At 70.8% G+C, this 23,817-nt stretch carries 20 protein-coding genes; 10 read left to right on the top strand and 10 right to left on the bottom strand.

Features of this window, described 5'->3' with window-relative positions:
- Positions 1 to 90 precede the first annotated feature (90 nt).
- The 6 genes from KIK06_RS24030 to KIK06_RS24005 all read right to left on the bottom strand — a co-directional run bounded on the left by KIK06_RS24030 (position 91) and on the right by KIK06_RS24005 (position 6,979).
- The gene (locus tag KIK06_RS24030) at positions 91 to 1,392 is read right to left on the bottom strand and encodes a phenylacetate--CoA ligase family protein (RefSeq protein WP_268645201.1); all 1,302 of its coding nucleotides are present in this window, start codon (positions 1,390 to 1,392) and stop codon (positions 91 to 93) included.
- 27 nt (positions 1,393 to 1,419) lie between these two features.
- A complete protein-coding gene (locus KIK06_RS24025) occupies positions 1,420 to 2,181 on the bottom strand; it encodes an amidohydrolase family protein (protein WP_017600502.1) in 762 nt (253 codons plus the stop codon).
- Between the two features lie 3 nt (positions 2,182 to 2,184).
- The gene (locus KIK06_RS24020) at positions 2,185 to 3,240 is read right to left on the bottom strand and encodes an NAD(P)-dependent alcohol dehydrogenase (protein ID WP_017600503.1); all 1,056 of its coding nucleotides are present in this window, start codon (positions 3,238 to 3,240) and stop codon (positions 2,185 to 2,187) included.
- 16 nt (positions 3,241 to 3,256) lie between these two features.
- Positions 3,257 to 4,630, bottom strand: coding sequence for an aldehyde dehydrogenase family protein (locus KIK06_RS24015; protein ID WP_268645200.1), 1,374 nt, complete (start codon positions 4,628 to 4,630; stop codon positions 3,257 to 3,259).
- The gene (locus tag KIK06_RS24010) at positions 4,630 to 5,724 is read right to left on the bottom strand and encodes a phenazine antibiotic biosynthesis protein (protein WP_268645199.1); all 1,095 of its coding nucleotides are present in this window, start codon (positions 5,722 to 5,724) and stop codon (positions 4,630 to 4,632) included. The genes KIK06_RS24015 and KIK06_RS24010 overlap by 1 nt, the downstream gene beginning before the upstream one ends.
- A gap of 121 nt (positions 5,725 to 5,845) precedes the next feature.
- A complete protein-coding gene (locus tag KIK06_RS24005) occupies positions 5,846 to 6,979 on the bottom strand; it encodes a helix-turn-helix domain-containing protein (RefSeq protein ID WP_268645198.1) in 1,134 nt (377 codons plus the stop codon).
- Between the two features lie 512 nt (positions 6,980 to 7,491).
- On the opposite strand from KIK06_RS24005, the gene KIK06_RS24000 reads away from it, so the two are divergent.
- From KIK06_RS24000 to KIK06_RS23980, 5 genes are all read left to right on the top strand, one after another.
- Positions 7,492 to 8,262: an AfsR/SARP family transcriptional regulator gene (locus KIK06_RS24000; protein WP_268645197.1), complete on the top strand. Its 771-nt coding sequence runs from the start codon at positions 7,492 to 7,494 to the stop codon at positions 8,260 to 8,262.
- 106 nt (positions 8,263 to 8,368) lie between these two features.
- The gene (locus tag KIK06_RS23995; RefSeq protein WP_268645196.1) at positions 8,369 to 9,781 is read left to right on the top strand and encodes an FAD-binding oxidoreductase; all 1,413 of its coding nucleotides are present in this window, start codon (positions 8,369 to 8,371) and stop codon (positions 9,779 to 9,781) included.
- On the top strand, positions 9,778 to 11,163 hold the full coding sequence (locus KIK06_RS23990; protein WP_268645195.1) for an MFS transporter: 1,386 nt from the start codon (positions 9,778 to 9,780) through the stop codon (positions 11,161 to 11,163). The genes KIK06_RS23995 and KIK06_RS23990 overlap by 4 nt, the downstream gene beginning before the upstream one ends.
- Positions 11,164 to 11,400: 237 nt before the next feature.
- The gene (locus KIK06_RS23985; RefSeq protein WP_268645194.1) at positions 11,401 to 11,727 is read left to right on the top strand and encodes a tyrosinase family oxidase copper chaperone; all 327 of its coding nucleotides are present in this window, start codon (positions 11,401 to 11,403) and stop codon (positions 11,725 to 11,727) included.
- A 21-nt stretch (positions 11,728 to 11,748) separates the two neighbouring features.
- Complete coding sequence (locus KIK06_RS23980) at positions 11,749 to 12,666, top strand: tyrosinase family protein (RefSeq protein ID WP_017600512.1); 918 nt, start codon at positions 11,749 to 11,751, stop codon at positions 12,664 to 12,666.
- A 109-nt stretch (positions 12,667 to 12,775) separates the two neighbouring features.
- On the opposite strand, the gene KIK06_RS23975 is transcribed toward KIK06_RS23980, so the two are convergent.
- From KIK06_RS23975 to KIK06_RS23965, 3 genes are read right to left on the bottom strand one after another with little or no spacing between them, the layout of a single operon-like run.
- Positions 12,776 to 13,927 carry a 3-dehydroquinate synthase II family protein gene (locus tag KIK06_RS23975; protein ID WP_394296861.1) on the bottom strand — a complete coding sequence of 384 codons (1,152 nt, stop codon included), beginning with the start codon at positions 13,925 to 13,927 and terminating at the stop codon, positions 12,776 to 12,778.
- Between the two features lie 30 nt (positions 13,928 to 13,957).
- A complete protein-coding gene (locus KIK06_RS23970) occupies positions 13,958 to 14,779 on the bottom strand; it encodes a 2-amino-3,7-dideoxy-D-threo-hept-6-ulosonate synthase (protein ID WP_017600514.1) in 822 nt (273 codons plus the stop codon).
- 28 nt (positions 14,780 to 14,807) lie between these two features.
- A complete protein-coding gene (locus KIK06_RS23965) occupies positions 14,808 to 16,115 on the bottom strand; it encodes an aspartate kinase (RefSeq protein ID WP_268645193.1) in 1,308 nt (435 codons plus the stop codon).
- A gap of 289 nt (positions 16,116 to 16,404) precedes the next feature.
- On the opposite strand from KIK06_RS23965, the gene KIK06_RS23960 reads away from it, so the two are divergent.
- From KIK06_RS23960 to KIK06_RS23945, 4 genes are all read left to right on the top strand, one after another.
- Positions 16,405 to 16,977 carry a TetR/AcrR family transcriptional regulator gene (locus KIK06_RS23960; RefSeq protein ID WP_268645192.1) on the top strand — a complete coding sequence of 191 codons (573 nt, stop codon included), beginning with the start codon at positions 16,405 to 16,407 and terminating at the stop codon, positions 16,975 to 16,977.
- A gap of 71 nt (positions 16,978 to 17,048) precedes the next feature.
- Complete coding sequence (locus KIK06_RS23955; RefSeq protein WP_268645191.1) at positions 17,049 to 18,851, top strand: alpha/beta fold hydrolase; 1,803 nt, start codon at positions 17,049 to 17,051, stop codon at positions 18,849 to 18,851.
- A gap of 91 nt (positions 18,852 to 18,942) precedes the next feature.
- A complete protein-coding gene (locus KIK06_RS23950; RefSeq protein ID WP_268645190.1) occupies positions 18,943 to 19,707 on the top strand; it encodes a hypothetical protein in 765 nt (254 codons plus the stop codon).
- A 15-nt stretch (positions 19,708 to 19,722) separates the two neighbouring features.
- A complete protein-coding gene (locus tag KIK06_RS23945; RefSeq protein WP_268645189.1) occupies positions 19,723 to 20,025 on the top strand; it encodes a hypothetical protein in 303 nt (100 codons plus the stop codon).
- Positions 20,026 to 20,040: 15 nt separating this feature from the next.
- On the opposite strand, the gene KIK06_RS23940 is transcribed toward KIK06_RS23945, so the two are convergent.
- Positions 20,041 to 20,784 carry a spermidine synthase gene (locus KIK06_RS23940; protein WP_268645188.1) on the bottom strand — a complete coding sequence of 248 codons (744 nt, stop codon included), beginning with the start codon at positions 20,782 to 20,784 and terminating at the stop codon, positions 20,041 to 20,043.
- A gap of 171 nt (positions 20,785 to 20,955) precedes the next feature.
- Between KIK06_RS23940 and pulA the strand changes: the two genes are divergently transcribed.
- Positions 20,956 to 23,742 (top strand): pullulanase-type alpha-1,6-glucosidase, encoded by a 2,787-nt coding sequence (pulA, locus tag KIK06_RS23935; RefSeq protein ID WP_268645187.1) that lies wholly within the window; start codon positions 20,956 to 20,958, stop codon positions 23,740 to 23,742.
- The last annotated feature ends 75 nt before the right edge of the window (positions 23,743 to 23,817 follow it).

Genomic DNA, 23,817 nt, shown 5'->3' with positions numbered 1-23,817 from the left:
CACGGATCCCCTTGGCCCCCGCCCCGCACAAGCGATGGTCCGCACAGGGCAGCCATCCACCGGAGAAGGGCGTTTCCCCACCCGAGGGGCTCAGTAGTAGAGCACGGCCTCGTCCCAGTCCTCCCCCGGCCCGAAGAGGTGTCGCGGTTTGACGAACCTCTGCTCCCCCCGCAGGACGGACTCCGGGACCAGGGTTCCCGGCGGCACCCCGCGCACCCGACTCCGTACCCTCGGGTCCTCGCGCAGGGCCGAGGCGACCTGCGCGCGGGCAGCCGCCTCGTACCGGGGATCCACCTCCAGTTCGACCTCCAGAAGATCCTCCCGGGCGCGCGCCCGCCAGAACAGGACCCCGTGTTCCCCGGGCAGGGAGAACACCGCCCGCTCGATCTGCCCCGGTGTGACCCTCACCCCCGCGACCGCATGGGTCCCAGCGTCGCGCCCGAGCACCTCGACCGTCGGCAGGTGCCACCGGCAGGGGCACTCCTCCTCCGACACCCGGACCCGGTCCTCCAGGTCGTAGCGGACCAGGGGCATGGCCTCGCGGTACAGGGTCGTGATGACCAGGTTCCCCACGCCGGTCCGCGCGCTGCGCCCGGTGTCCGGATCCATGACCTGGGGAATGAAGCGATCGGCCCACAGGTGCAGACGCCCGTGCCCGCACTCTCCCGCCAGGCTCCCGGTCTCGGTGGAGCCGTAGTCCTGCATGACCGGAATCCCGCCCCAGGCGCGGCTGATGGCGTTGCGCCGGGCAGCGGTGAGCGGCTCCCCCGCGACCAGGAGCGCGCGTAGCGAAGGGAAGTCACGTCCCGGGTCGAGCCCGGCCGTCCGGGCCGCCGCCGCCCACAGCAGGCACTCGGTGGGCAGGCTCCACGTCACCGTGACGTCCAGGTCGCGCAGCATCCGCACCACCCGGGCGTAGGTGACGACCGCGGAACGGTTGTCCGCGGGCACCACGGTGGCACCGCGGCTCCGGCCACCGAGGTGCGCCTGGTGGCCGGTGGTGAGCATGGCGTACGGCGTACGCACCATGAGCGTGTCCGCCGCGTCGATCCCCACGGCGCCGCGGGTGAACCGGTCCGCCACGTCGGCCCAGTCATGGTCGGTGAAGTAGGAGGAGGTGGGGGCTCCGGAGGTGCCGCTGGACTCGTGGTAGGTCGCCAACCGTTCCCGTTCCACCGCCAGCAGTCCGAACGGATAGGCGGCGCGCAGGTCACCCTTTCCGGTCAGCGGGAGCGCACCGAGCTCCTCGACGCTGGCCGGGATGGGAAGGTCCCGGTAGCGGGGAGACCGCGCGGCGAGCTCCATGGCCCGCGGCAGGGCCTTCTCCTGGAGTTCGCGCAACTCCCCGATGCTGTTCCAGTCCCCCAGACGGGGCGGGCTGGTGGGGGTCATGTCCTTGCCTTTCATGGGTCCGACCGGTCAGGGCGCCGGTTCCTCACCGACCAGAAGGCGGGCGTTGGTCCAGGTCACCCGTCTCCAGGCGGGCTCTTCCAAGCCGAGGAGGCGGTACTTGACCAGTTCCACCTCAGGGTGCTGGAGCGGGTACTCACTACCGAAGAGCACCCGTTCCGGCCCCAGGCGGCGCAGGGCCGCCGCGACCACGGCCGAATACCCGCCAGAGGTCTCGAACAGGATGTTGGGCCTCGGTCGGATCGACTCGATGCCGTACAGATCCATGTCGCCCACACCGGCATGACCGAGCACGAAGGTGACGTCGGGTTCACGCGCGGCCAGGTCCACCAGATCCGTCACCCCGAACCCGGCTCTGGCAAGACAGTGCAGGTAGACAGGGTGCCCCAGGTCCTTCGCGACCCCGACGAGCGCGTGGGTGCGGGGGTCGGAGATCCTGACGCCGTGGACGCCCGGCGCCAGTTTGAGACCGCGGAACCCCGCGCCCGCCTCCCGGTAGGCGTCCGGGCCGCTGTGGGGGTTGGCGAAGAAGAACGGGACCAGGCGCCCGCCCGAGCGCTCACAACCGGCGAGCACGGCGTCGTTGTCGACGTCCTCGGTACTGCCGCCGCCCTCGATGATCTGGCGGGACAGCCGGAGTGGGTCGATCGTGCCGCCGGCGACGACGACGGCCCGGTCGATGCCGCATCCGTCCATCGTGGTCAGGAGGCGGTCCGTGGCCTCCGCTCCCGGGGCGAGGTGGGCGTGGGCGTCGAAGACACGAGTGTCCACCGGTCACCGACCTTCCGTGAGGGAGGACATGTCGATGACGAACCGGTATCTGACGTCCTTGGCCACGGTGCGCTCGAAGGCGGTCCCGACGTCCTGGACACGGATCGTCTCGACGTCGGCCGTGATCCCGTGTTCGGCGCAGAAGTCGAGGGTCTCCTGGGTCTCGGCGATCCCACCGATGAGGGAAGCGGTGATCGACCGCCGGGGCATGGCCAGGAGGGCGCCCACGACGGGAGGTGTCGGTTCCAGTGACCCCAGCAGGACGTAGCTGCCGTCGCGCCGGAGCAGAGGGAGGAACGGGTTGATGTCGTGGGGTGTGCCGATGGTGCTCAGCAGCAGGTCGAACCCGTCGGCGAGGTCGTCGAGCGCCCCCTCCTCCGTGGTGACGACAGCGCGGGAGGCGCCAAGCGCCAGAGCGTCCCGGGCCTTGGCCGGTGTCGTGGTGAACGCGACCGTGTGCGCGCCCATCGCCGAGGCGATGCGGATACCGAGGTGGCCGAGCCCGCCCACGCCGATGATCCCCACCCTGCTCCCGGAACCCACGCCGTGGTGGCGAAGCGGCGAGTGGACGGTGACCCCGGCGCACAGCAGGGGCGCCGCCGCGGCCGGGGCCAGCCCGTCGGGCAGGCTCAGGACGAACGCCTCGTCGACCACGATGGCCCCCGAGTAGCCGCCCATCGTGGTCCGGCCTGTGTCCGGGTCCCTGCCGTTGCAGGTGAGGATCGGCCCGGTGCGGCAGTACTGCTCCAGCCCCTCCTCACACGATCGGCACCTTCCGCAGGAGCCCACCATGCACCCGACACCGACCAGGTCACCGACGGCGAATCGACCCGTGCCGCCGCCGGTGGCGCGCACCCGTCCGACGATCTCGTGTCCGGGGACGACGGGGTACTCGGTGCTGTCCCAGTCGTCGTGCACTTGGTGGATGTCGGTGTGGCAGATCCCGCAGAAGAGAATGTCGATCACGACGTCGCGTGGACCAGGGTCACGACGTTCGAGTTCCAGGGGTTCCAGGGGCAGGCCCCTGCCTCTGGAACCCCATCCGATGGTTCGAATCATGGTCGTCCTTCGGGTGTCAGTTGCGGAAGACGCTCTTGCTGCGCATGAGGAACTCGGCGAGATAGCCGTCGTGCGGAGATCCCGGCTCCGTCCAGTGCGTCGGGTGGTCCCCGACGTAGACATTGCCGATGCTGGGCTCGGCGACCAGCCGGTCCACGAGGTGCTCGTCCTCGGACACGACGGTGAGCGCCAGGGTGTCCCGCAGCGGGGCGATCCCGTCCTCGGGGGACCAGGGGGCCACCCAGACGCAGGGGAAGGGCAGCTCGATACGGGTCTGCGGGGCGTCACCGCGGGCCACCTGGTGGACGGCGGGGTACAGCACGGAACTGCCGTCTCCGAGGGGCCGCGCGATCCCGTCGGGTGCGTGCCAGGGGACGGCTCCGTCCGCGCACGCGACCAGGTGGCGTTCGAACGCGCGGGCGGTCTCCTCCGGTTGGACGGGAAGGACCGCGTCGCCGTGCTCCGGAGGCAGTTCCGCCAGCCGGCCCAGACGCGCCGCGAGCGCCTCGGCGACCGGCGCCGGGTCGCCGTCGACGAACACGGCTGTGGCGTTCACACACGCCACACCGGCCTGGTGGACGATCGAGTCGACGATCATGTCCAGGTGGTCCCGCCAGTCCTCCCCGGTGAGCAGGATCTTGGAACGGCCCGGCCCTTGGGGAAGGACGTTCGGATCGCCCCGGTGACGGTCGACGACCTCGTCCCCTCCGTAGACCATCGCGAGGTCGGCCTCGCGGACGAGTTCGTCGGCGACGTCGTGTTCCGTGGGCAGGAGCACGACCTGGTCCCCGGAGAACCCGGACTCACGCAGCGCGGTCACGAGACGGTGGGGGGTGAAGGGCTCACGGCGGGAGGGCCGGACCGCCACGCGGTAACCGAGCGCGAGGGCCTCCAGCCACTGGGCCTGCACGCCCGGATGGTTGCCCGGGGCGTGGACGGCGAGGACCTCGCCGCGGCGGGTCCAGACGGCCCTCCCCCTCCGGGTCAGCGGATCCCGCCAGTCCGTCAGGGCCGCCTGGGGGCGGGCGGCGTGGGCGGCGCGGTAGGACTCGGCCGCGGCGTGGGCGATGGTTCGGGTGGTCTCGCGGACCGCTCGCACGGGGATGCCCGCGACACGGGCGACGGCGTGCTCGTACTCCTGGACGGAGACGCCGCCGACCTCGTCCGCCGCGAAGGCCCGGCCCGCCCTGCTGAGCGCCTCCGCGCGCTCGTCCGGAGTGAGGGGGGCGGCGGAGCGCAGAGCGGCGAGCGCGCGGTGGACGAACAGACCGGGTACCAGGCTGAGCTCGGCCATGGGTGTCCCGGCGACGTCGGTCACGGTTCGGAGGGCACGGGCGCGGTACGGACCGGAGGGGCCGAGCGCGTCGAGCCGGATCAGGGGGCGGGCCATCAGTACACGCCCTCGATCGCCGTTCTCCCCTCGAAGGTCTCCAGGGGTCTGACGTCGGCGACGGAGTCCCCGACCCGCCCTTCCCCGGCACGGACCCGGACGGCCGTGTCGCGCTCCAGGTTGTTCACGAGCAGGGCGCTCTTGCTGACGTGGTGCATGACGACCTGGCCGCGCTCCCCGTACTCCACCGGGCGGCCGCCACCCGGTTCGACCACGGAGAAGGAGCAGTAGGGAGAGTAGGGGTCGAACACGCTGGTGCCGTCGGGCCCGGGCTCCGGACGTTCGTCGACGCCACCGAGGATCATCGTGCTTCCGTAGCCGCCGCTGAAGGCCACCTCGGGGAAGACCTCAGTGGTCAACAGGTGGTGGACGTCGGGGTCCATGCGCGCACCGCTCCAACGGATCAGTCGGACCTTGTCGTTGACCAGAGCGGTGAGGCGTTCGTCGCGTGCGATGCGCTCCAGCATGGGTGGTGTGGTGACCAGGACGCCGATGTTCTGGGTGGACAGGACGTGTTCGGCTTGGGAGAGCAGGTGACGGGAGTAGCGGTCGGCCTCCTCCCGCCGGCCCTCGGCGATGCTGCCCTTGACCCAGCGCGGGTCCATGTCGATCGTGAACAGCAATCCGCCGCGCGCTCTGGCCTGGCGGGCGATGATCTCGCCGAAGAGGTGCGGACCGGTGGGCGCCATGGACAACCAGTCGACGCCCTCCGGGTGCCCGCGTTCGGTCATGGCGCGCAGGGATTGGTGCACGGACCGTTCCGCCCAGTCGCCAAGGAGCACCACGCGTTTGGGGGATCCGGTGGTACCGCCGCTCTCGTACACCCCCACCACGTCGGGATCGGGTCCGTAGCCGCGGGGGATGAGGTCCCGGGCCGGAGCGTCGCGGAGCTCGTGGACGACGTTCGGGAAGCGGCTCAGGTCCTCGTGGGTGCGGATCTCGCGGACGGGGTCGAAGCCGAGCGTCTCCGCGCGCCGGAGCCAGAAGGGGGAGCCCGTCCGCGGGCTGAAGTGCCAGCGCATCGCGGCCTCGATCAGCGCTTCGGGCTCTGGTTCCTCACCCACCGGGCAGTCGAGTACCGGGTCGTGGGACATGCGTGTTCCCCTCGTGGACGGTTGCTCAGGGCACCTCCAGCGTGGGTGGCACGACTATCGGACGTGTTATCGACCGATATTGAGTGAGATGTGACTTTCGTGTTCGGGTCGTGCCGCCGTGTCACTCGTCGAAGACACGCACGGTGCCCTCCTGCCCGAGCGGGGCGTAGTGCTCGGTGAAGAGTTTCCCGACGAGTTCGCCCCGGCTGGTGACCCCCGTCTTCTCGAAGATGGCCTTGACGTGGTCCCGCACGGTGTGCGGCGAGAGGTGGAGGATCTCGGCGATCTCCCCGGTCGGCAGTCCTCGCGCGATGTGCTGGGTGATGCCCAGCTCCCGCCGGGAGAGTTCGTAGGCCTCCAGGAGCAGCGGCGTGACCTGGGAGGGTTTGGCGTGTTCGATGACCACGGCGACGCCTCCCAGACCGCCCTCGGTGTCGCGCATACACGAGGCGTGGCAGACGAGCCACCGCCCTGCCCTGTCACGCAGCCGGATCTGGGTGGTGCCGTTGGCCCTCTCCTTCGCGACCGCCCGGGCGTGGACCGCCGTGCTGTGCATCCACTCGGGTATCCGCACGCCCCAGGAGGTCCCGGTGGACGGTCCGTCCATCAGGTCCGCGAGGTGGTGGCGGGCGTCGTCGTTGAGCGAGACCAGGGATCCCGCATCGTCGAAGAGGAGCAGCCCCGGGCCGAACGACGCACCCTCCCGGACCTCGACCAGGGATTCCGCGTAGGTCCGGCGCAGCCGCGTGGCCATCGGGACGGAGAACCCCGCCGCCAGCAGGGTCTCGGCGGCCGAGAACGGCTTGTGGCCACGTTCCCGCAGGAAACTGACGTGACCATGGGGTCTGCCCCCCACTCGCAGGACGACGCGGAGTTCGTCGTGGAACCCGTTCGGGCGCATGAAGTCGCGGTACACGGAGCTACGTTCGGGGCGGCCCCCAGTGCTCTCCCGCAGGGCCGCCGCGGGCACCGGTTCCCTCGCCAGGTCCTGGAACCGGTTGACCTCCTCGGTGAACAGCTCGTGCCGCCAGTAGGTGCCGCACCCGCCCTCGTCGAGGTTCTCGGTGCGGATCGGAGCGGTCACGAGCCCGGTCGCGGGGTCCGTCGCCCGCCACACCGCCGCGTCGAAGGGGATGAGCCTCCGCAGGCGGGCGGAGGACCGGGCGAAGAGCGCCTGGGCGTCGGGGGCGTCGGAGATGAGGTCGAGCAGCGCCCGATGCTGGTGTTGGATCTCGGAGGGAGTGGGCTGGGTCATCGTCCTCGCTGCTCCTCCCGGGAGACGGACCGGCGCCCTCCCCCTCTCTCGTGTTCGACACGGCGGGCGAAACGCCCCCGCGGTTCCCCCAGAGCGTGGCAGGAAACGCCCCCTGGATCAACCCACTTCCTTCCTTGCGAAGCTCCGTCCGCGCATCCCCCAAACGAGGGATTGACATCCCACGAGTTCAGCACAATACATCCAGAGTTCTGGCCGACTTCGGCCACCTGCGACCACACCGCAAGGTTGAGAATCTGATATTCTCCACAATGGAAACCATGAAAACTTAAAGCACAAAAAAGCATCCCCCACAAATGATCGCCCCACCCAAAAACCATCCATCAGCGCCGAAAAAGCGTTTTAAAGCCCAAAGCAACGGGGAGCAGCGAGCGCTTTAACCAGGACAGACGATCGAACGGGCGGCGGACCTGCTCGACCCTCTCTACAGCTGGCCGGACAACTCAGATTCGCCGACCACCGGCCACGCAAAACTCATCCTGGAGTCCAAAGCAATGCAGAACAACATCCACTTTCGCATACTCGGCCCACTGTCAGTGAGAATTTTCAACAAAGAGACGGCACCCCGGGGGAAGCGCCAGAAAATCCTTCTCACCATGCTCCTGCTAAATTCTGAGAACATAGTCGACATGGATCGCCTAATCGACGCCACCTGGGCGGACAGGCCACCGGCGACAGCCAAGAACCAGATTCGGATATGCGTGTCGGAGCTTCGACGCAAGTTCCAGTCACACGGTCTCCACGACATCATCGAAACCCATTCCTCCGGGTACCTGATCCGAATCCCCGAGGACTCCCTGGACCTGACGCGCTTCGGTGCCCTCGTCGTTCGGGGGCGACAGGCCATCCACACCGGGGACACCTCGGCGGCGGCCGAGACCCTGTCCACGGCGCTGGGGCTCTGGCAGGGCCCGATCGCCTCCGGCGTCGACAGTCCGCTGGTGCGGTCCATCTCGACCCAGCACCACGAGAACCGGCTGTCCGTGCTGGAGGAGTACTTCGACCTGGAGCTGCGCCGGGGAGGCCACCACCGGATCATCGGCGAACTCACCCACTACGTGGCCGAGTATCCGTTCCGGGAGAGGCTGTGCGGCCAGCTCATGCTGGCGCTCTACCAGTCCAACCGCCAGGTGGACGCACTGGAGCTGTTCCACAGCACGCGCAGGCGCCTGGCCGACGACCTGGGGCTGGAGCCCAGCCACCATCTGCGCGAACTGGAGAACACCATCCTCACGGGAGCCGTCCCCGACCTCGCCGCCCGCTGAGGGACCGTTCCTCCCACCTGATTCCCCCCAAGTGAGGGATGTGGCCCTCCCCCGGGCCGGGACCAGACTACGGACGCGACCCCGTACACACGTCTGGAGGAATCCCGTGCCCCTACCCGACTACAGCCGGACCAGCACCGATCCACCGGCCCTGACCCTGCCGGAGCTCGAACAACGGCTCCGCGGTACCGTGCTCCGACGCGGGGAGAAGGGGTACGAAGAGGAGACCGCGGTCTACAACACCTCGGTCCCGTCCCGGCCCGCCATCGTCGTGACCGCCGCCGACGCCGAGGACGTCAGGGAGGCGGTGTCCTTCGCGGCCCGCCAGGACCGGCCGATCGCGGTCCAGGCGACCGGACACGGCGCGACGGTGGCCGCGGACGAGGCACTGCTGATCAACACGCGCCGGATGAACCACGTGGAGGTCTTTCCCGACACCCGTACGGCCCGGGTCGGGGCGGGGGCGCTCTGGCGGGACGTCATCGTCGCGGCTGCGCCCCACGGACTCGCCCCCCTCAACGGTTCCTCCGAGACCGTGGGCGTCGTCGGCTACACCCTCGGCGGCGGGCTCGGCCTGTTCTCGCGCAAGTACGGGTACGCGGCCGACCACGTCCACGCCATGGACGTGGTCACCGCCGACGGTGAACTGGTCAGGGCCACCCCGCACGAGCGGAGCGACCTCTTCTGGGCGCTGCGCGGCGGCAAGGGCAACTTCGGTGTGGTCACGTCGATGGAGTTCTCACTCTTCCCGGCCCCCACCGTGTACGCGGGGGGGCTGATCTTCCCCGGTGAGGCGTCCGAGGACGTCCTGCGCCTGTGGCACGCGTGGACCGCCGACTGCCCCGAGGATCTGACGTCCTCGCTGGCCCTGCTGCGCCTGCCCGACGCCCCGCCGGTACCCGAGCCCCTGCGCGGGCGGCTCATGGCGCATCTACGGATCGTCCACCTCGGCTCGCCGGTCGAGGGGGAGCGGTTGATCGCCCCGTTCCGGGAAATGGATCGGCCGCCCGTCGTGGACACCGTCCGAGAGATGCCCTACGCCGAGATCGCGACGGTCTACAACGATCCCGCCGACCCCTCGCCCTACCGGCAGTGCAGCCTGTCCCTGGCCCGTCTCGACCACGACACGGTCGACTCCCTGTTGGAGATCGCGGGTCCGGACTCCGACTGCACCGACATGATCGTGGAGCTGCGCCACCTGGGCGGCGCGCTCACCCGCCCGCCCCGGGTGCCCAACGCCGTCGGGGCGCGCGAGGCCGAGTTCACCCTGACCACGCTGTCCTTCGCGCCTCCGGGATCACCACCGCCCGACCACACCGACACCGTGTTGGGCAGGATCCGACACCGCTCCAGCGGCAGCCGGTTCGTCAACTTCCTCAGCGGACCCGAGGCCGCCGACCTCACATCCGAGGCCTTCGACGTCGAGACCTTCACCCGCCTGTCCCGGATCAAGAACGACCACGATCCGCGCAACCTCTTCCGCGTCAACCACAACGTCCCTCCGGTTGGTGACCGATGACCACGGAACCCACGTCCCAGTCCAATCAGAACCAGGCTCCCGGCCCCCCGCCTCCCGCACCGGATCCGGGGATCAGCGCCCGTTCCACCGGTGTCCGGCTCGCCCTGCTCTTCGGCCCCGCGGTGTTCGGTGTGACCGCCGCGGGCGTCGCCCTTCCCGACGTGTCCGCCTCACTGGGCACCGCACCCTCGGCCACCGCCTGGGTGCTGACCGCGCACGCGCTCGCCCTCGGTGTGGGCACCGCCCTGTTCGGACGGTTGTCCGACACGCTCGGCATGCGCCGCGCCCTGGTCGTCGGAGCGGTCGGGCTGCTCGCCGGATCGGCCCTGTGCCTCCTGGCGCCGAGCCTGCCGGTGCTGGTCGCGGGCCGCCTCGTCCTCGCGGCGGGGTCGGGGGCGATGAGCGCCGTGGCCCTGGCCATCGCCGCGGGCTCGGCCCCCGACCGCCGCCCCGTGGTGCTGATGATCTTCGGCGCGACGATGGCGTTCTTCGCCGCGAGCGCGACGCTGGCCGGCGGGGTCGTCACCGCCGCGCTCTCGTGGCGGCTGACCCTGATCCTGCCGGCCCTGTCGCTGATCGCCTTCCCACTGTGCCTGCGCCTCGCTCACCGGCCCGGTTCGGGGAAGTCCGTGGACGCGTTGGGCGCGAGCCTGCTCACCGTGGGTGTGGCCGCCGTCCTGATCCTCATCCAGGCGCCGGTGCTCGCGCTCACCACGGCGGTGGGCACCGTCGTGGCCGCGCTGGCGGTGGTCTCGATCGGCCTCCTGGCCTACCGCGTCGCCAAGCACGCCGACGGGTTCGTGCCGCGCTCCCTCATCGCGAACAAGGACTTCCGACTGGCCGTCGCCATCGGCTCGGGTGTCTACGCGGGATTGTTCGCCACCATGTACGCCGTGCCCCAGCTCCTGGTGGCCGAACACGGCTGGAACGTGCTGTGGGTGGGCCTGTCCCTGCTTCCGGGCGCGGTCGTGGGCGCGGTCCTCTCGCGCCTGGCGGGCGGACTCGGAGCCCGTGCCGGCGCCGCCTTCCTGGTGGCGGGAACCGCCTTCGCGGCGACCCTGCTCCTGGGGATCGGCGGTGTCCTGGGCGCGAACGCGATCGTGCTGGTGGCCGGAGCGTCCTTCGCGCTGGCGGCGTTCGCCGTCACACAGGTGGTCATGACGGGGTTCATGTCACCGAGGATCCCCCTGCCCCTGCGAGGCACGGGCATGGGCCTGCTCAACCTCACGTTCTTCGTGGGCGGCGCCGTCGGTTCGGCGGCGGCCGGTGCCCTGGCCCAGCCCTTGGGACCGTCGACCGGCCTGGCCGTGGTCACACTGGCCCCCCTGGCGGCCGGCCTCCTCGCCCTTCTGGTTCCCACCCGCCCCCAGCCCGCCGGCTGAGTCCAGCCCCCTTCACCGGGCCCGGAACCGTTTCCGAACGGTTCCGGGCCCGACGTGCGTCCGGGGCGGCGTCCGTCCGGGGCGGCGTCGACGGATGCGGAAAACGGATACATCGGCAATATCAGGTCAATAACGGAGCAGGTCAGCATGGAACAGGCGGGGAGTCCCGCCCTACGTACGACGTGCGCGCGGTCCGCCGTTCCGTGAGCTGGCGACCGCGCCGGAGAGGAACCGGCCATGAAGAGACGGGACCTGCTGCTGTACTCCGTGGGCGCGACCGCGCTCATCAGCGTGCCTCCGACGCTGGTGACGTTCGGCCCCCAGATCTTCGGCGACCAGGAGGACGTGCACACCGAGCGGTACAAGGATCGCGAGATCAGGGTCGCGGGCGAGACCGTCCACATCGACGGCCGCGAACTCCACCTGATGCGCATCGGCGAGGGCGCCTACCTCAGCTCGCTGTGCCACTACCGCCTGCAGAGAACCCCACTGGACGCGGCACGCGTCGCCGTGGACGAGCTGCGCGGGGCCGACCTCCTGCCCTCCTCGTCCCACCACGCCTGATCCGAACCAGAGAGGTCACCCATGACCTACGTCCGCAAGAACCACCTCGACATGTCCGCGGAGGAGAAGGAACGCTTCATCGAGGCGGTCCTGGAGATCAAACGACTCGGCATCTACGACCGGTTCGTCAAGCTCCACATCCGGATGAACTCCAGGGACTACCTCAACAAGGACGGTGGGCGCAGGTACGGGCACATCAACCCCGGCCTGATGCCCTGGCACCGTCAGTACCTGCTGGAGTTCGAGAAGGCGCTCCACCTCGTCGACCCCACCGTCAGCCTCCCCTACTGGGACTGGACCCAGGACCAGGGCACCGACTCACCCCTGTGGGCCGACGACTTCCTGGGGGGAACCGGCCGCCCCGGGGACTTCCAGGTGACCACCGGCCCCTTCGCCCACCGCAACGGGTGGGTCATCAACACCAGCGTCCTCCCCGACGGCCCCGAGGACCCGTGGTTGGAGGGCAACTACACGCACGACGACCGCCCCTACCTGGTTCGCGACCTGGGCGGTATGGGACGTTTGAGTACCCCCGAGGAGCTCCAGGAGACCCTGGCCCTCCCGGTGTACGACAGCCCGCCCTGGAACCACACCTCCGGGTACGAAGCCCCTTACGAGAGCTTCCGCAACCACGCGGAGGGATACGCCAAGTTCCCCTGGGAGACGGAGCTCGGCAAGCTCCACGGCTGCGCGCACGTGTGGGTCGGCGGGCACATGCTCTACATCGGCTCTCCCAACGACCCCGTGTTCTTCCTCCACCACGCGTTCGTCGACAAGATCTGGGCCATGTGGCAGGAGGAGCATCCCAACGTGCCGCACTACCTTCCCGTGGAGCGGACGCGGGGAGTGCCGTCGCTGCACACGTGGCTGCCCCCGTGGTTCACGAAGACCCCGGCCGACCTGATCGACCACACCAGGTTCTACACCTACGACACCTGACCGCGGGCGCGCCCGTCCCCGGAACCCGACCACGGCGGGCACCGATCAGCGGGGCACGGCGCGAGGGGCGCCGCCGGACCTCCGGCGGCGCCCCCCTTCGTGCCGTGGACTACTTCTCCAGGCAGAACTCGTCGATGGGGTACCCCACGTGCCGGTCCTCACTGGGCAGGTAGCCCAGGACCGTGTCACCAGGCTTCAGCTCCGTGCTGTTGAGCACCGCGCCGCCCGGACCCAGCACCCGCACGTGCCAGTCGTCCTGAAGGATCAGATTGACCGTTCGGCCGTTCGGCGCGACGGCGTTGACCGAGATCAGCGGACGCGACTCGATCTTCACCCGGCCCACCGTCACCATGCGGGTCTGGCCCTTGACGTCCACGGCCATGACCTTGCTTCCTGCCTTCAACTCGCTGAGGTAGTTGGTCCGCTCGTCCTTGGACAGCGTGTACGAGTGGATGGCCCCGGCGTTCACCCGGAACGGGCGGGTCGGCATGTAGGGCAGGGGGTGGGTCTCGCTCACGCAGAGGATCATGCCCTTCGAGTGGGAGCCGACGAGAATCCCCTCGTCCTCCCGGAAGTGCGTGCAGGTGTCCACGCAGGCGCGCTCACCCATACCGATGTGTTCGGTGTCGACGACCTGGAGCTCCGTCAGTTCCAGGTCCTCGGTGTCCGTCTGCGCCGCGGCCTTCAGTTCCGCGGCCTGGCCCACCGCGCTCGGCGCCATCATCACGCCGTCGGAGCCCAGTTCGAGCACCCCGTAGATGATCTCGGCCTCCTCGATGTCCGCGGCGATCGTGAAGATGCTGCCGGTGGACCGCGCGGCGGCGGCGATGACGATCTCCAGCGGGATCTTGGTCGGGTCCCGGAAGAGCAGCAGGCTCCACCGCTCGGTGCGCGCCGCCTGGCACGCCTCCTCCAGGGTCTCGGCGTCGACGATCTCGACGAAGCGGCCGAACTCGACCTCCGGGTGGCGCAGGGACAGCTCAGCGGTCGAACCGTGCCGCTCCGTGTCCACGATGACCACATCGGCGGCTTCCAGCCCCTCAGGCAGGTCGCCGTCCACCTTCAGCACCTTGGTCACGGTCGGTGGCAGATCCGCCAGGTCGGCGGGGTCGGCGCTGACCAGACCGTCGATCCTGTGGTGCAGCGCCTCCTGGATCATGGCCTGCTTGGCCTCACCGGAGTCGCGGATGTCCAGCCAGGTGAGCTTCACTTGAGAACTCCTCGTTCTTTGTTGGGGCGTGGCCGGCCCGGCCGGGTGCACCGGGCCGTTGGAGCTGGGGGTGGGGCGGGTTCAGTCGGCGGCCGTGTCGGCGTGCCGGGTGTCCTCCGGCGCGGGGCCGAAGCCCCGGTGCACGCGTTCGGCGACCGCGGCGGCCATCTCGCCGGGGTTCGGGGCCTGGAAGATGTTGCGGCCCATCGCGACCCCGGCGGCGCCGCCCGCCATGACGTCCTCCACGTAACGCAGGACACGTCCGTCGTCCCGCGACCGGGGACCGCCCACCACGATGACCGGGATCGGCGCGTTGGAGGTGAGTTCGAGCATGTCGGGCACCGAACCGACGTACTCGGTCTTGACCAGGTCGGCGCCCAGGTCCGCCGCGAGCGAGACCGCGTGCGCGACCATCTCGGTGTTCTGGGGGTCGGCGACCTTGGGGCCGCGCGGGTAGACCATCGCGAGCAACGGAACGTTCCAGCGGTCACAGGCGTCGGCCACGGCGGCCATGTCAGCGATCTGCCGGTGCTCCTCCAGGGAGCCGAGGTTGACGTGCACGCTGACCGCGTCCGCTCCCTGCCGCAGCGCCTCCTCGACGCTGGAGACGAGGTACTTGCCGTCGGGGTCGACCGCGTGCATGGTGCTGGCGCTCAGATGCACGACCAGGGAGGTCCGGGTGAACCACTCAGGGTCGATGTGCCGCAGGCTGCCCTTGTGGACCACCACGGCGTCGACGTTGTTGGTGGCGAGTTGTCCGACGAGGATGTTCAGCTTGTTCCCGCCGGTGATGGGCCCGTTGGTGACCGAGTGGTCCAACGGAACCACCAGCAGGCGCTGTTCGTCGTGTCGGAAGAGGCGCTGGGTCCGTAGTCTGCGGCCGAAGGAGCTGTTCGAGAACACGTGCTCATCCCCTTGTCGTCTGGTGGGTCTACTGGTCGTTCCGGGTGCCGTCGAGACCGAACTCCTGATGCAGCCTGCGGACGGCCAGGGTCGCGGAGGCGGAGGGAACCGTGACGCAGATCCTCGCCTGGGAGGTGGACAGGGCGGATGCCTCGATCCCCGCGGTGCGCAGGCAGGACAGCATCCGCGCGGTGTACTCCGGGCGGCTGAGCAGCCCGGTGCCGACCACGGACACCCGTGCGACCTCCTCGTCCACCACGACCCGCCCCCGGGAGGGGCCCGCCACGCGTTCGAGAGCGCGGCGAACCTCCGGGACGTCGGAGCGCCGGACGGTCATCCCGGAGGTGAGGCCGCCGCGGCCGTCCCTCGCCGAACCGACCATGTCGACCGTGATCCCCCGCCCCGCGAGACGGCGGTACAGGTCGGCCACGGTGGCCCCTCCGGCTCCGCCCGCGCTCAGTTCCACACGCGCCACGTCCAGGTCGTGCACGACCGCCCACGCGGCCGGGACCGTCTCGACCATGCCCCCGTCACCTCTCAACGGAATCCGTGTGCCTGGTGTCTGCTCGAAGGAACTCCTGACCCGGAGCTCCACGTCGTGCAGGGCGGCGATCTCGACGGCCCGCGTGTGCATCACACGCGCGCCGGCGAAGGCCATCTCCGCCATCACGTCGTTGGGGACGACCGGCATGAGCTGCGCGGAGGGACAGATCCGCGGGTCCGCCGTGTACACACCGGCGACGTCGGTGAGGATGTCGCAGTCGTGCGCCCCGAGTCCGGCCGCCAGCGCGGCGGCCGAGCTGTCCGAGCCCCCTCTGCCGAGGGTGATGACGTCCCCCTCCTCGTTGGTCCCCTGAAAACCGGCGACCACCGCCACCTTCCCGCCGTCCAGGACGCGGAGGATCCGCTCCGGGTCGACGGCGACGACGACTCCGGTTCCGTGGCGCCCCGTCGCGAGGATCCCGCTCTGGGAGCCCGTGACCGCCACCGCGGGGACGCCGAGTCCCTGGAGCGCGATCGCCATCAGGGCCGCCGAGGCGTTCTCACCCGTGGCCAGGAGCTGGTCCAGTTCCCTGCCGGCGGCGGTCGAGCCGACGTCGGCGGCCCTGCTGAGCAGTGCGTCGGTGGTGTCTCCCTGTGCGGAGACGACCACGGCGAGCGGGCCGCCCGAACGATAGGCGGCGCCGACCCGTCGTGCGGCGGCACGCACACGTTCGGTGGTGGCCAGGGAGCTGCCCCCGAATTTCCATACGGGTGTGGTGAGGCGACGTGGTGTCCCCCTCGAGCGACGCCGCGCGGGTGCGACGGGTTCAGGACCGAGTCCGGAGCGCGTCACGGACAGCACCGCCTTCGTTCTCCGCGTAAGCCATTCGTCGAACCTCTCTCATGGAGCGAGGATGTGTCCGGTAGCTGGGTTCCTCCAGCGACACCAGCCTGCGGCGAGCGCCTATCGAACCGCTTATCGGGAGATATCGAACACGTCTGCGATGCGTGCGCGGGCTGCCGGATCGGAGTGGGCCCCCGGATCCGCGTGCTCACCGGCACCAGGGAAGGCCGCGTGACGGGACCGGCCCTCCGCCCCGTCCGATTGCCAAAAATATGCAGATCGGTCTAGTCTCATCCCCATGGGAACCAAGGGAGCGGCCACACGGGCACGGCTCGTGGACGGCGCGCGCGAACTACTGGAGGCGCACGGGTACTCCGGCACCGGACTCAACCAGGTACTGAGCACCAGCGGCACCCCGCGCGGCTCCCTCTACTTCCATTTCCCCGGCGGCAAGGACGAACTCGTGACGGCGGCCTTGGCGGCGGCGGGCGCGGAGATCGAAACGCTCCTTCGCGAGTCGGCGAAGGAGGCCTCCGACACGGTCGGCCTCGTTCACGCGCTGATCGACCACTTCACCGCCAGGATGGAGGGATCGGCGTTCACGAAGGGCTGCCCCCTGGCCGCCACGGCCCTGGACGTCGCGGCCACCAACGACGCCGTGCACGCGGTCTGCCGTGACGTCTACTCGTCCTGGCAGCGTGCCCTGGCGGAACACCTGACCGCGGACGGGCTCGATCGCGCGAGGGCGGACACGGACTCCTGGTCCGTCCTGGCCGTCATCGAGGGGGCGCTCCTGCTGGCCCGCGCGACCCGCAGCCGCGCCCCGCTGGACGCCGCACGGAGCACGGTCACCCGGATCCTCGGCGCGTAGACGGAAGAACCCCGTACCTCGGGGCTTTCGTGTTTCAAAAATATGTAGACAGGTCTACTTAAGGAGTAGTCATGACAGCGATCCGAACACCCGACACCCTCGTCCTCGGCGCGACCGGCCTCATCGGCCGCCACCTGACGGCCGAACTCCTCCGGAGCGGGCGGTCCGTCGCCGCCGCGACCAGGGGCGGCCCCCGCGAGGAGGCGCTCCTGTCGTGGCTCCGCGACCGCGGGCTCCCCACCGGCCGGCTGACCACCGTCCGGGTCGACGCCACACGCCCCGGACTCGCCCTCAGCGCGGACGACGCGCGAACCCTGGAGTCCGTCCGCGACGTCCACAACTGCGCCGCCGTGTACCGCTTCGGCATGGGCCGACAGGAGGCCAGGACCGCCAACGTCGACAGCGCCCTGCACGTCCTCGACTGGGCCGCGCGCCTGCCCGGCCTGCGACGCGTCGTCCACGTCACCGGCTACCGCGCGGGTGCTCCGACCACGGCGGACACGGACCGGCTCTACCGGGAGCACGGCGCCTACGAGGCGTCCAAGATCGAGGCCGACACCGCCGTCCGGGACCTGGCGGAGCGCGAGGGCCTACCGCTGACCGTCGTCAACCCGGCGACCGTGATCGGCGACTCGGTGACGGGCGAGTCCGGCCAGTACATCGGCCTCGCCGAGACGATCCGCGACCTGTGGTTCGGCCGTCTCCCGCTCGCTCCGGGCGGTCCCGCGACCTTCGTCCCCGTGGTGACCGCCGACCACCTCGCCCGTTTCCTCGCCGCGGTCCCCAAGCACGACACCGGCGGTGTCCGTGCCCACTGGGTCCTCGACGAGTCCACGCCCAACCTGCGCGAACTCCTGCACGGCCTCGCCCGCCACCTGGGGGTGCGCCCGCCGCGCGGATCCGTGCCCGTCGGACTGCTGCGCCGCCTGCCCCGCGCGGTGACCCGGACCGAACCCGAGACGCTCACCTTCCTCAGCGACGACCGCTACGACACCGCGTCCGCCAACGCGCTCGCCGCGGCCGCCGGTCTGGCCCATCCGCCGGTGTGGACGTCCCTCACCCGCTGGGCGGACCGCCTGGTCTCGGAGGGCTTCGGGGCGCTGCCCGACGGGGTTCCCGGGGGCCTGCGTCCGGTCGCCGGAACCCGTACGTACCTGACCGGGGACCAGGTGTCCCCGTCCTACGTCCTGCTGCACGGCCTGCCACTGGACGGCGAGTCCTGGCGTCCGGTGGCGAACCTCCTCGACGCCCCCGTCCTCGTCCCCGACCTGCCGGGGCTGGGACGCTCCGGCCCCTCCCCCGTTCCGGACGCCGTGTGGTTCGAGGAACTGCTCGGCTCGGTGGTGTCCAGACCGGTCCTCGTCGGCCACTCGGCCGGATGCGCGCCCCTGGTGCGGTACGCCCACGCGCGCCCCGAGCGGGTCGGCGGCCTCGTCCTGGTCGCCCCCGCCTTCCTCCAGGGCCGGTCCCTGCGACCCGAGCACACGCGCCCGCTGGTCCGCGCGGCCCTGCCGCGGCTGTCGGCTGAGCGGCTGCGCCGGATGGCCGGGGTCGACGAGGGCCGGGACGACCTGGACCGGGCCGTGGCCAGCGCGGTCCTCGACCTGCGGCGCCCAGGGGTGGCCGCCCGCGTCGCGCGCACGCTGTCCGAGGGGCGGCGCGCGTCCTCCCGGACGGAACTGCGCGCGCTGCTCGCCTCCTGTCCCGTCCCCGTGACGGTGGTCGCGGGCGAGCACGATCCCGTCGAGGCGGTGGACCCCCGACACCGGGTGATCCGGGTTCCGGGCGCCGGGCACCACCCCCAGCTGGTCGACCCGCGAACGGTCGCCGAGGCCGTCGCCGGGGCCGGAGCCGGCCGCACGGCGGTGGGCTGAGGGGCCTTCGCGAGTTGTACGATCGTTGCGGCACTACCCCCGCCCCGGTGGCTCGCGGCGGGGTCCACGGCGACCACGGAAACGGACGGGCATGGACGCTGAGGCAACCCAGGTGATGACCAGGACCGGTCAGTTCACGACCACGACCGTCAGCTGGGAAACCCCCGTACGCAGCAGGCTCGCCGCCGCGATCGACCGCCTCTCCGGCCCACTGGCCGAGCTGGTCGAGCGCGACGCCAACGAGGGCGACACCCGCATGCTCGTCGCCGACATCCTCAGCGTCGGCATGAACTACAGCAAGTACCAGGACCTGACCACCGAGTACCGCACGGGCGGCGAGTCGGTCGACTACGCGATCCTCCTCGAGGAGAAGCTCTTCGCGCCCGTCGAGGTGAAGGGCTGCGCGCAGGACCTGGACGTCCGCAACATCCAGACGGCCCGCAAGGTGGCCGCGGAGCACGGGGCCGAGTGGATCGTGCTGACCAACGGACGGCTGTGGAAGGCCTACCACCTGCGCCCCGACGAGGACGGCGAGTCGACCCGCCCCGTCCTCATCGTCGACGTCGATCTCATGGACGCCGACTCCCACGACCGCAACATCGACGCCCTGTTCCACCTCACCCATGAGGCGGTCGAGCACGGACGCCTGGAGACGCTGCGCGAGTGGAACGAGGCACTGGAGGCCGCACCGCTCGCGGCGGTCCTGCGCTCGGAGTCCGTGGTCGCGGCGGTCCGCGAGGAGGTCCGCCGCGCGACCGGGCACCCCGGGCACCACGGTGACGCAGACCAGGTCCTGAACGCGCTGACCGAGGACGTCATCGCGCGGGGGCTGCTGCCCGAGCGCGACGAGGAGTAGCGAGGACGGCCCCGCGTGGACGACGCCCTCGGCGCGGGCGACGACGTCACCCTCCGCCTCACCCGCGACCAGGCGCTGGTGCTCTCCGACTGGCTGGACCGGATGGAGGGCGCCGACGCGTTCGCGCGGGTGGTGGACGACCCCGCGGTGTGGAGCGCCCTGCACCGGATCTCCGGCACCCTCGACAAGGGCCTGTCCGAGGTCTTCGCGCCCGACTACACCGAGCGCCTGCGGGCCGCGCGCGAACGCCTGGTCGAGGAGCTGGGTGAGGAGTTCGTCCGGGAGGCGGGCGGAAAGCCCGACGCCCCCGGCACATGACCCGGCCCTGGGCGGTCAGACCGGACGGCCCGGACGCGTGCCCAGGTAGACCGTGTTGGCCGACGGCTGGTCGCGGTAGGGATTGGAGAAGTCGACCACCTCGGCGCGCACCCGGTCCAGGACCGCGCCGAGGACCTCCAGGTAGGCCTCGTCGGGCGGGTCGTCGGACCACAGCGCGAACACCCCGCCGGGGCGCAGGTGCTCGGCGAGCCGACGGGTCCCCTCGACCGTGTAGAACGCCGCATGCGCGGGGGCGAGGACGTGGCGCGGCGAGTGGTCGATGTCGAGGACGACCGCGTCGAACACGCGGTCGGGTTCGTCGGACAGCAGGCCCCCGGGCGAGGCGACCGCGGCGAAGAAGTCGCCGTGCTCCAGACGGCAGCGGGGGTCGGCGGACAGGTTCCCCGCCGCCGGGACCAGGCCCCGCTCGTGCCAGTCGACCACCGCTTCCAGCGCCTCGACCACGGTCAGCGAGCGCACCCCGGGGTCGTCCAGCACGGTCGCGGCGGTGTAGCCCAGGCCGAGCCCGCCGACGACCACGTCGAACCCGCCGTCCGCGCCCCCGGAGCGCAGTTCGGCGAGGGCGAGCCGCGCCATCTCCTCCTCCGCCGCGGTGAACAGGCTCGACATGAGGAACTCGTCGTCGAGCCTGATCTCGTGGACGTCGGTTTCGGCCACGGGGTCCCAGCGGCGGCGCAGGCTGATCTCACCCATGGGGGTGGGGCACCAGCCCAGTTCCTCGATCTTCGGTCTCGCCACGGGCACTCCTGGCCTGGAAGGAAACAGGTCCGCTGGCGACACTACGGCACGGTGGCCCTCCCCACGGAGGTTCGCAAAATTACGGAAATTTTCTGGAAACTCTTGCAGGCCGGGCTCGACCCTCATTACCGTTCCGGTGACCGCCCCCCGGCGAGAGGACCGGCCTCCCCCATGAGACCTCCGTGGATCCGAACCGACGCCCCTGACCGCCCAGACCACCCACGACCAGCGCGGACGATCACCTCCGGACTGATCGCGCTGCTGGTGGCACTCCCGCTGACCTCCACCGCCCCCAGCGCGACCGCGACGACGGAGCCCGCCGGAACGGACCTCAGCTCCCAGCGCGCGCACTGGATCGAGACGGACACCCTGCTGTGGCCCGCCGCGCTCGACCCCGACCGCACCTACTCCCTGGTGTCCTCCCGGGGCGCGAACCTCGACGTCTCCGGCGGCGCGCTCGACGGCTCCGACATCACCGTGGAACTGAGCGCGGACCCCGACGGCCCGACCGAGGCCCAGCGCGCGTCCTGGCCCCACCTGGCCGACCTCTCCGTCCTCACCCCGGACCGCGTCATCACCCCCCGGATACGCAAGGCCCTGACCGGCCAGCTCGCCGTCGTCGAGCAGGACGGCGACGGCCGCGTCACCGCCGCGACCGGCGTCCAGATCCCCGGGGTCCTCGACGACCTCTACGCGGACGCCGCCGACGCCGACCTCGGCACCGTCTGGGACGACCGCGGCCGCCCGACCGTCTCCGTGTGGGCGCCCACCGCGCAGTCGGTCAGCCTGGAACTGTACGACGACTCCGCCACCGACGAGTTCCGTTCCGTCCCGATGCGGTTGGACCGGCGTACGGGGGTGTGGTCCGTCACCGGCCGGGAGGACTGGAACGGCCGCTACTACACGTTCGACGTGCGCGTCTTCGCCCCCACCACCGGACGGGTGGAGGACAACCGCGTGACCGACCCCTACAGCGTCTCGCTGGCCACCGACTCAGCCCGGACCCACCTGGTCGACCTCGACGATCCCGCGCTCGCCCCGGAGGGGTGGGACGACCGGGCCAAGCCCGAGGCCGTGCCGGTGAACGAGGCGGTCATCTACGAGCTCCACGTCCGCGACCACTCCGTCAGCGACCCGACCGTGCCCGAGGAGCTGCGCGGAACCTTCGGGGCCTTCGCCGAGCAGGACTCCGAGGGGATGCGCGACCTCGCCGCGCTCGCCGAGGACGGCCTCGACTACGTGCACCTGCTGCCCGCCTACGACATCGGTTCGGTCCCCGAGGACCCCGCCGACCGGACCGAACCCGACTGCGACCCGGCCTCGTTCGCGCCCGACTCCCCCGAACAGCAGGCGTGCGTCGGCGACACGCGCGGCGGGGACTCGTTCAACTGGGGCTACGACCCCGTCCACTACACGGCGCCCGAGGGCTCGTACTCGACCGACCCCGACGGCTCCGCCCGTGTCACCGAGTTCCGTTCCATGGTGGGCGGGCTCAACGAAGCGGGGCTGCGCGTGGTGATGGACGTCGTGTACAACCACACCTACGCGGCCGGGCAGGACGAGCGGTCGGTGCTCGACCGGATCGTGCCCGGCTACTACCACCGGCTCCTGGAGGACGGCTCGGTGGCCACCTCCACCTGCTGTCCCAACACGGCCCCGGAACACCTGATGATGGGGCGGCTGGTCGTGGACTCGGTGACCACGTGGGCCCGCGAGTACCGCGTGGACGGCTTCCGGTTCGACCTCATGGGCCACCACCCCAAGCAGAACATGCTGGACGTGCGCGAGGCGCTGGACGCGCTCACCCCGGAGGAGGACGGGGTCGACGGCTCCGAGATCATCCTGTACGGGGAGGGCTGGAACTTCGGCGAGGTCGCCGACGACGCCCGGTTCGAGCAGGCCACGCAGCTCAACATGGCCGGGACCGGCATCGGCACCTTCAACGACCGGCTCCGCGACGGTGTGCGCGGCGGAGGCCCCTTCGACGCGGACCCGCGCGTGCAGGGCTTCGGCAGCGGTCTGTACACCGACCCGAACCCCTCCCCCGCCAACGGCACGGAGGACCAGCAGCGCGCCCGGCTGCTCGGCTACCACGACCTGATCAGGGTCGGACTGACCGGCAACCTCCGCGACTACCGGTTCACGTCCTCCTCGGGCGCGGAGGTGACCGGAGGGGAGGTCGACTACAACGGAGCCCCGGCCGGCTACACGCTCGCCCCGGGCGAGGCGGTGACCTACGTCGACGCGCACGACAACGAGACCCTGTACGACGCGCTCGCCTACAAGCTGCCCCAAGACACCACGATGGAGGACCGGGTACGCATGCAGTCCCTGTCCCTGGCCACGGCGCTGCTCGGGCAGGGTACGGCCTTCGTGCACGCGGGTTCGGAGCGGTTGCGGTCGAAGTCGCTGGACCGCAACTCCTACGACTCCGGCGACTGGTTCAACCGGTTCGACCGGGACTGCGAGGAGGGCAACAACTTCGGCGTGGGCCTGCCCCCGGCGTGGGACAACGAGGACAAGTGGCCCTACGCCGAACCGCTCCTCGCCGACCCGGCTCTGGTCGCGGACTGCGCGGCGACGGAGGCGAGCCGCGAGAGGTTCGGCGAGCTGCTGCGGATCCGCGAGTCGACGCCCGCCTTCTCCCTGGGGACCGCCGAGGAGATCCAGGCGCGGCTGACCTTCCCGACCAGCGGTGCGGACGAGACCCCCGGCGTCATCACGATGCGCGTGGACACCTCGGGGCTCGGCGGCGAGTGGGAGTCGGTGACGGTCGTGTTCAACGCGGGCGTCGAGACCGCCGAAGAGGGCGTGGCCGCCCTGGTCGGCGCGGACATCGGTCTGCACCCGGTGCAGGCGGACTCCACGGACCCGGTGGTGCGCGAGGCGGCCTTCGACCCGGCGACGGGCACGTTGACGGTGCCGCCCCGCACCGTCGCCGTGTTCGTCGAGGGCTGACGAGCGGTCCCGGTACGGCGAAGCCGCCCGCACCCCTTGGCCGGGGCCGCGGGCGGCTTCACGCACGCGCGGTCG

Source organism: Nocardiopsis sp. EMB25 (genome assembly GCF_026797795.1).
GTDB lineage: Bacteria > Actinomycetota > Actinomycetes > Streptosporangiales > Streptosporangiaceae > Nocardiopsis > Nocardiopsis lucentensis.
This window is presented reverse-complemented; position numbering and strand designations above follow the sequence as displayed.